The organism is Pandoraea horticolens (assembly GCF_902459555.1).
Classification (GTDB): domain Bacteria; phylum Pseudomonadota; class Gammaproteobacteria; order Burkholderiales; family Burkholderiaceae; genus Pandoraea; species Pandoraea horticolens.
In genome coordinates this window covers 21276-28008 of sequence record NZ_CABPSM010000030.1, presented here as the reverse complement: position 1 = coordinate 28008, position 6733 = coordinate 21276, and the positions used below count along the sequence as shown (strand labels likewise).

Sequence of the window (6733 nt, the reverse complement as noted above, 5' to 3'; positions counted from 1 at the left end):
GTGTTTACCCGGGCCGACTTGACCCGATACGCCGAAAAACTCGCTCTGGATTTGGCACAGAAAACCCAAGCGGATCACGGGGCCGTGATTCTCTAGACACCCGTGGTACGAAAATATCCGTCAGGTCACATCGAGCAGACCGAGGCCGAAGCTGCGGCCAACGACTGACGCCGCCAACGTATCGGGCACGCCATCACGCAGTGCCCGCTTTCACATCATCCGCTTCGTATCCCTGAATTTTATCCATCCATAACGACTGGAACGTGCGACTGCGAACAATTTATATCGATTAACATTCGAAGTCCTAAAGTTCTGCCTGTGCAGGCCGTAAGTCAAAAGGTGAAACCCCCACCTCGTGGAGCTGGTGGCCTGGGCACCGGCTTCTGTCTTTTGACCCCCCTAGCCGCAGGCCTGCCTGTCCAGACAGCATGACAGTATCTTCGCTTAGAACACGCATCATCCTGATCGCGTGTGCCACCGTTATTGGTGCACTGATCCTCTCCGGCATTACCACGTACGTCATCGTGCGCAGCAGCATGATGTCGACCATCGCCAACACGCTCGACGCCGTTGCACGCGGTAACACGCTTGCTGTGGAACGCTGGGCTGCGGCCAAGGGCCAGTCGGTCGTGGGCACCGCTGCCGCCGTCGAAAAGGGCGAGCAGGGCGTGGCGCTCACCAAACTGCTTGGCGCTACGAACGGTTTTCCGATCTCCAGCATCGGCTGGAGCGACAAGTCGTATTTCTCCAGCGGCCCTACGCCGCCGGATTACGATCCGACTGTGCGTCCCTGGTACAAGGGGGCGACTAGTGCGGGCAAACTGACGGTCGTCAAGCCGTACGCCGATATCGCCTCGGGCAAGCTGTACGTATCGTTTGCCGCGCCGATTCTGCGTGATGGTCAAACGCTCGGTGCCGTGAGCGGCGCCGTGCCGCTCGACGCCGTGCAGGAAGTCGTCAAGGCCGTGCACCCCACACCGTCGAGCCTCGCATTCGTGGTCTCGCGCGACGGTCTCGTCATCGCGCACCCCGACGAGAAACTCATGCTCAAGCAGTCGAGCGATCTCGCTCGATCGCTCACGCCCGAGGTGCTTGCCAATCTGGAGCGTGCGACCGAGCCGATGGAGGTCGTCCTCAGCGGTGCCGCCAAGCTGCTCAAGGTGCAGCCGGTGCCGGGCACCGACTGGTTCTTCGTCGTCGCCCTCGATAAGGCCGAAGCCACGGCCGGCCTGTCGCGCGTGTTGAGCGCCACGATCGTCGCACTGATTGTGCTGACCCTGTGCGCCATCGGGATCGCAAGCTTCTTCACGTCACAAGCCTTCCGCCGTCTGTCGCAAGTGCGCGATGCGATGGATACCATCGGTTCGGGCGGTGGCGACCTGACGCACCGTCTCGATGTCGTCGGTCACGACGAAGTCGCGCAGATTTCGCGCTCGTTCAATGCTTTCGTGGACAAGATCAGCACGGTGATGATCGATGTGCGTGCCGGTGTCCATGGCATGACGTCGGCGACGAGCGAGATCGAGATGGGCAATCGCGATCTGTCGCAACGCACGGAAGCGTCGGCAGGCACGTTGCAGGAAACGTCGGCGGCGTTGACTGAACTGACGGCCAGCGTCAGGCAGACGGCCGAAGCGGCCGAGCATGCAACGCGCCTGGCCAACGACGCGAGTGAAGCGGCCGCGCGTGGCGGCGATGTCGTCACGGGCGCCGTGACGACAATGAGCGAAATTGCACAGTCGTCCGAGCGCATTACCGAGATCATCAGCGTAATCGACGGCATCGCCTTCCAGACGAACATTCTTGCGCTGAACGCCGCGGTCGAAGCCGCTCGGGCCGGTGAACAGGGCCGCGGCTTCGCCGTGGTCGCAGGCGAAGTGCGCACGCTGGCGCAACGCAGCGCAGCCGCCGCGCACGAGATCAAGACGCTCATCGAGGCGTCGGTGCAGAACGTCAAGAGCGGCACGCAACGTGTGCAGGCGGCTGGCGATACGATGGGGGAAATCGTCGATGGCATCTCGCGTGTGCGCCGTCTGATCGGTGAGATCCACAGCGCCGTGACGGAGCAAAGCACCGGCATTAGCCAGATCGATCGCAGCGTGGCGGAGATGGACCAGTCGACGCAGCAAAATGCGGCACTGGTCGAAGAATCCGCGGCAGCCTCGGCGATGCTCAGCGAACAGGCGCGTAATCTGGCCGACACGGTCGCGCTGTTTCAACTGCGCGAACACAGCCGTTACGGTACGACAGTGGTTCGCAACCACGCCAACGGTTCGCGCGCCCCACATCGCGACGAACCGGCGTTGGCCGCTTGAGCCGGCGTTTTGCATTAGGGTCTGTTTACATTCGTAGAAATGTGTTTACATCGTGCCTATTTGCATGAATAGGCCGGGATGATTCGAACGTTATTGAGCGACAAGGTATGGGCACGAATCGAATTCGTACCGCCGGGCAAAGAAGGCGATCCGGGGCGAACGGCAGTCGACAACCGTCGGTTTGTCGAAGCCGTTCTCTGGATCGGTCGAACGGGTTGCCCATGGCGCGATTTGCCGAAGGAATTCGGTCGATGGCATACGGTGTACATGCGCTTCTCGCGGTGGCGTCGCAAAGGTGTGTGGGGGAGCGTGGCGCATGCGATGTCCGACGAAACGCAGATCAAACACGTGCTGATCGACTTGACTATCGTGCGGGCGCACCAGCATTCGGCCGGTGCCCGAAAAAAATGATCCGTTCGTGAGGCTTCTGAGTGCGGCGGCCTGTCAGTTCTAGCCAACACAGGGCGATCCGTCAATTCGGCTCGCCCTGTAGACCTTCATATGTGAACAACCCCTAACGCTTTACGTTCCTCCTGAGCGGGGCCGGCGCTGTTGCCGCCGGCTATCGCCCGCCCGCCGGGTTCTGTCGCAAAAAATAGAGCGCACTACCGGCGGGTTTCTTCTCGCAGATTCCTCGCATTCCATTTCCGCTGGCCAAGTCCTCGACATTATCGGGAGATACGAGATGGCGAATCAGCAATACTCAGGTGGATGCCATTGTGGTGATTTGCGATTTACCGCAAATATTGATTTGTCAAAAAACAATTGCGTGCAATTGTTCAATTTGCGAAAAAGCGTGGACTGATTCTGGATTTTTCACCGATTTCCGAGTTCTCGCAAACGGCAGGTGTGGGAAAGGCGCGGTGATCCCTGGCGCCACTGCACAGTAATATCCGAGTTAATAGATTAACAAATATATTTCTATGGATATTATTTAAGATACCCAAAGCCATTGCGTGAGAATTTTGTATTCATTGGCTAAAGATATTTGAATGATTGCCCGTTATGCGATGTGATTGTTGTTGTTTTATCGCATACGGAGCGGGCATGAAGTTCTTGGACAGTCTCAAAATCGGCACACGGTTGAGCATCGGGTTTGCTGTCACGTTGGTGCTACTGTGCATCGTGGGTGGCATGGCGGTATTCCAGGCGTCACGTATTTATGGTGGCACTCGCGATCTTGCCGACAACTGGTTGCCCAGCGTGCAGATACTGGGTAACGTACAGACCGCGGCCAACGCGGCCCGCCGGGCCACGCTCGGCACGCTGCTCGCAGCGGGCGACGGTATGCAGGTAGAGCAGGTGAAGCGGCGTCAGGCAGCCATCGATCTGATGAACAAGACGCTCGACAGCTACAACAGCCTGGTGGCCTCGGACGAAGATCGCCGCGCCTATGACGCCGTGCGCGAGGCGTGGGCGAGCTACCTGGAGATCGACAATCGCGCGGTCGAGCTGGAAAAGGGCGATGACGCTGCCAAAGAGCAGGCGCGCGCGCTCATCATGACCGATGCCTTCAAGCGCTTCACGGTTCTCAGCGACAGGCTGGTCGAACACGTTGCCCTAAATCGCGCCGGTGCACAGGCGGCGAGCGATGCCGCAGCCAACGACTACCGCACGGCGTTTATTGCCGCCATCGTGCTGATCTTGTTGTCGCTGGGCGTCAATATCGTTATCGCGCTGGTCATCACCCGTTCCATTACCGTGCCGATCGGCCGCTGCGTGGATATCGCGCAGACGGTGGCACGCGGCGATCTCAGTTCGCGTATCGAAGTGCGCGGAAAGGACGAACTCGCCCAATTGCTGGGTTCGTTGCGGGACATGAACGCGAGGCTGGCGCAGGTCGTGGGGCAGGTGCGTAACACCAGCGAGAGTATCGCGACCGGTTCGGCACAAATCGCCGCCGGCAATACCGATCTGTCCTCACGCACCGAACAGCAGGCAGCGTCGCTCGAGGAGACGGCGGCGAGCATGGAAGAACTGACGACCACGGTCAAACAGAATGCCGACAACGCGGAGCAGGGCAATGTGCTCGCGTCGAACGCCTCGGACATCGCTCGACGGGGCGGCGAAGTGGTGCGTCAGGTCGTCGAGACGATGCGCGAGATCTCCGAAGGTTCGGCCCGCGTGTCGGACATCACGAGCGTGATCGAAGGCATCGCCTTTCAGACCAACATTCTGGCGCTGAACGCCGCCGTTGAAGCGGCGCGCGCCGGTGAGCAGGGGCGCGGCTTCGCAGTGGTCGCGGGGGAAGTGCGCACGCTCGCGCAGCGCAGCGCCAATGCCGCGAAGGAGATCAAGGAACTGATCGACGCGTCGACGCGTCAGGTCAGCGACGGCACGAAACTCGTCGCCGAAGCGGGCAGCACGATGGACGAGGTCGTTCGCGCGGTGAAACGCGTGACCGATCTGATGGCGGAAATCGCCGCTGCGTCTACGGAGCAGCGCACGGGCATCGAGCAGGTCAATCAGGCCGTCATGCAAATGGATACCGTCACGCAGCAGAACGCCGCGTTGGTGGAGGAAGCGTCTGCCGCCGCGCAGTCGATGGCAGCACAATCGGGTGGCTTGCGTGAACTGGTGTCGATCTTCACGCTCGAGGGCGGAATCCATCAGGCTCATCTTGCACAACGGCTGCCGGCCTGAACGGCATTTGCAAAGCCATAAAAAGTGGCTCGCCAGCAAGCGCTGGCGAGCCGCGAATGCCTGAACACTCTCTCACCAGCGTTCGGCCCACAGGACCGCATGCGTCCTATGTTCTTCCCGGCAACGGCCTTTGCGGCCGATGCCGATCGATCGGTGTCCGGCGCGCCTTGCCCCCCCGGCGTCGGCGACCGGCACCGACGTTACTTCCCTGCCAGCATCGAGCCGCGCTCGCGCAAGTTGACGTGCATGTCGAACGCGCGTTCCAGCGCGTGCGGTGTCTGTCCGCCATAGCGCAGCGCGTCGCGATAGTAGTCGCGCAGGACCTCCCGGTAACTCGGGTGGGCGCAGCGATCGATCACGAGATTCACGCGCTCGCGCGGGGCCAGCGTGCGCAGGTCGGCGAGACCTTGTTCCGTGACGATGATGTCCACATCGTGTTCGTTGTGGTCGACATGCGGCACCATCGGGACGATGCTCGAAATCTTGCCGTCCTTGGCAATCGATTTGGTGGCGAAGATCGCCATGCGTGCGTTGCGCGCAAAATCGCCCGATCCGCCGATGCCGTTCATCATGTGCGTGCCGCCGACATGCGTGGAATTCACATTGCCGTAAATATCCGCTTCGAGCGCGGTATTCAGGGCAATCAGCCCCAGCCGTCGGATGACTTCCGGATGGTTGCTGACCTCCTGCGGGCGCAACACGAGCTTGTCGCGATAACGCTCCAGATGTTTGAACACCCGATCCTGCACCGCTTGCGATACCGTGATCGACGAGCCCGATGCGAACACCATCTTGCCCGCATCCATGAGTTCGAACGTCGAGTCCTGAAGTACCTCCGAGTACATCGTGAGGTCTTCGAACGGCGAGTCGATGAAGCCCGTGAGCACCGCATTGGCAATGGTGCCGATGCCCGACTGAATGGCAGGCAGCGTGTGCGGCAGGCGGCCTCGCGAGACTTCGTGCCGGAAGAACTCGATGAGGTGGCCGGCAATGCGCTGCGTGTCGGCGTCGGCGGGCAGCGCATTGGAGGCGCTGTCCGGGGTGTCGGTAATGACGATGGCGGCGATCTTCTCCGGCGCAATCTTCACCACGTTCGTGCCGACACGATCGCGCACGTCGACGATAGGCAGCGGCCCACGGTGCGGACGCTGCCCCGGAATCCATATGTCGTGCATACCCTCGAAGGCGAGCGGCTGCGCGAGATTGATCTCGACGATGACCTTTTCCGCCAGGATCGCGAAGCTCGCCGAGTTGCCGACCGAAGAACTCGGCACGAGTCCGCCGTCTTCGGTGATGGCGACGGCTTCAATCACCGCCACGTCGAGCTTGCCGAACTGGCCGGTGCGCAGGAATTCGACCGTCTCCGACAGGTGCTGATCGACGAACATCACCTCGCCGCGATTGATCGCGTTGCGCAGCGTCGTGTCGACCTGGAACGGCAGGCGCTTGGCGAGTACGCCGGCTTCGGTGAGTGTCTTGTCGGAATCGTGCCCCAGCGATGCCCCGGTGATCAGCGTGATCTTCATCGGGTGAGTCTTCGCCCGCTTGGCCAGTGCAATCGGCATGTCCTTGGCGTCGCCGGCGCGGGTGAATCCGCTCATGCCGACCACCATGCCGTCGCCAACCAGCTTTGCAGCGTCGTCGGCGCTTATCACCCGGTCGCGTAGCGACGCCAGGCGGATGCGGTCTTCAAACATCGTGATGCTCCTCGTCTCTCTTATATTCAAATCTCTTGATCGCGCAGTAACCAACGATGCGGCCCTGAGCGCTTGATT

3 protein-coding genes and 1 pseudogene are annotated in these 6733 nt (G+C 60.9%); 3 read left to right on the top strand and 1 reads right to left on the bottom strand.

All coding sequences use genetic code 11. From position 1 onward, the window contains the following. The first annotated feature begins 428 nt into the window (after nt 1–428). The 3 genes and pseudogenes from PHO31112_RS26130 (at nt 429) to PHO31112_RS26120 (ending at nt 4958) form a co-directional block, all read left to right on the top strand. On the top strand, nt 429–2315 hold the full coding sequence (locus tag PHO31112_RS26130) for a methyl-accepting chemotaxis protein (RefSeq protein WP_150624551.1): 1887 nt from the start codon (nt 429–431) through the stop codon (nt 2313–2315). Nucleotides 2316–2393: 78 nt separating this feature from the next. Next, nucleotides 2394–2723, top strand: a pseudogene (locus PHO31112_RS26125) (IS5 family transposase); the annotation flags it as partial. Nucleotides 2724–3362: 639 nt separating this feature from the next. Then, nucleotides 3363–4958 carry a methyl-accepting chemotaxis protein gene (locus tag PHO31112_RS26120; protein WP_150624549.1) on the top strand — a complete coding sequence of 532 codons (1596 nt, stop codon included), beginning with the start codon at nt 3363–3365 and terminating at the stop codon, nt 4956–4958. Nucleotides 4959–5158: 200 nt separating this feature from the next. On the opposite strand, the gene scpC is transcribed toward PHO31112_RS26120, so the two are convergent. Continuing rightward, complete coding sequence (scpC, locus tag PHO31112_RS26115; RefSeq protein WP_150624547.1) at nt 5159–6655, bottom strand: succinyl-CoA:acetate CoA-transferase ScpC; 1497 nt, start codon at nt 6653–6655, stop codon at nt 5159–5161. Between the last annotated feature and the right edge of the window lie 78 nt (nt 6656–6733).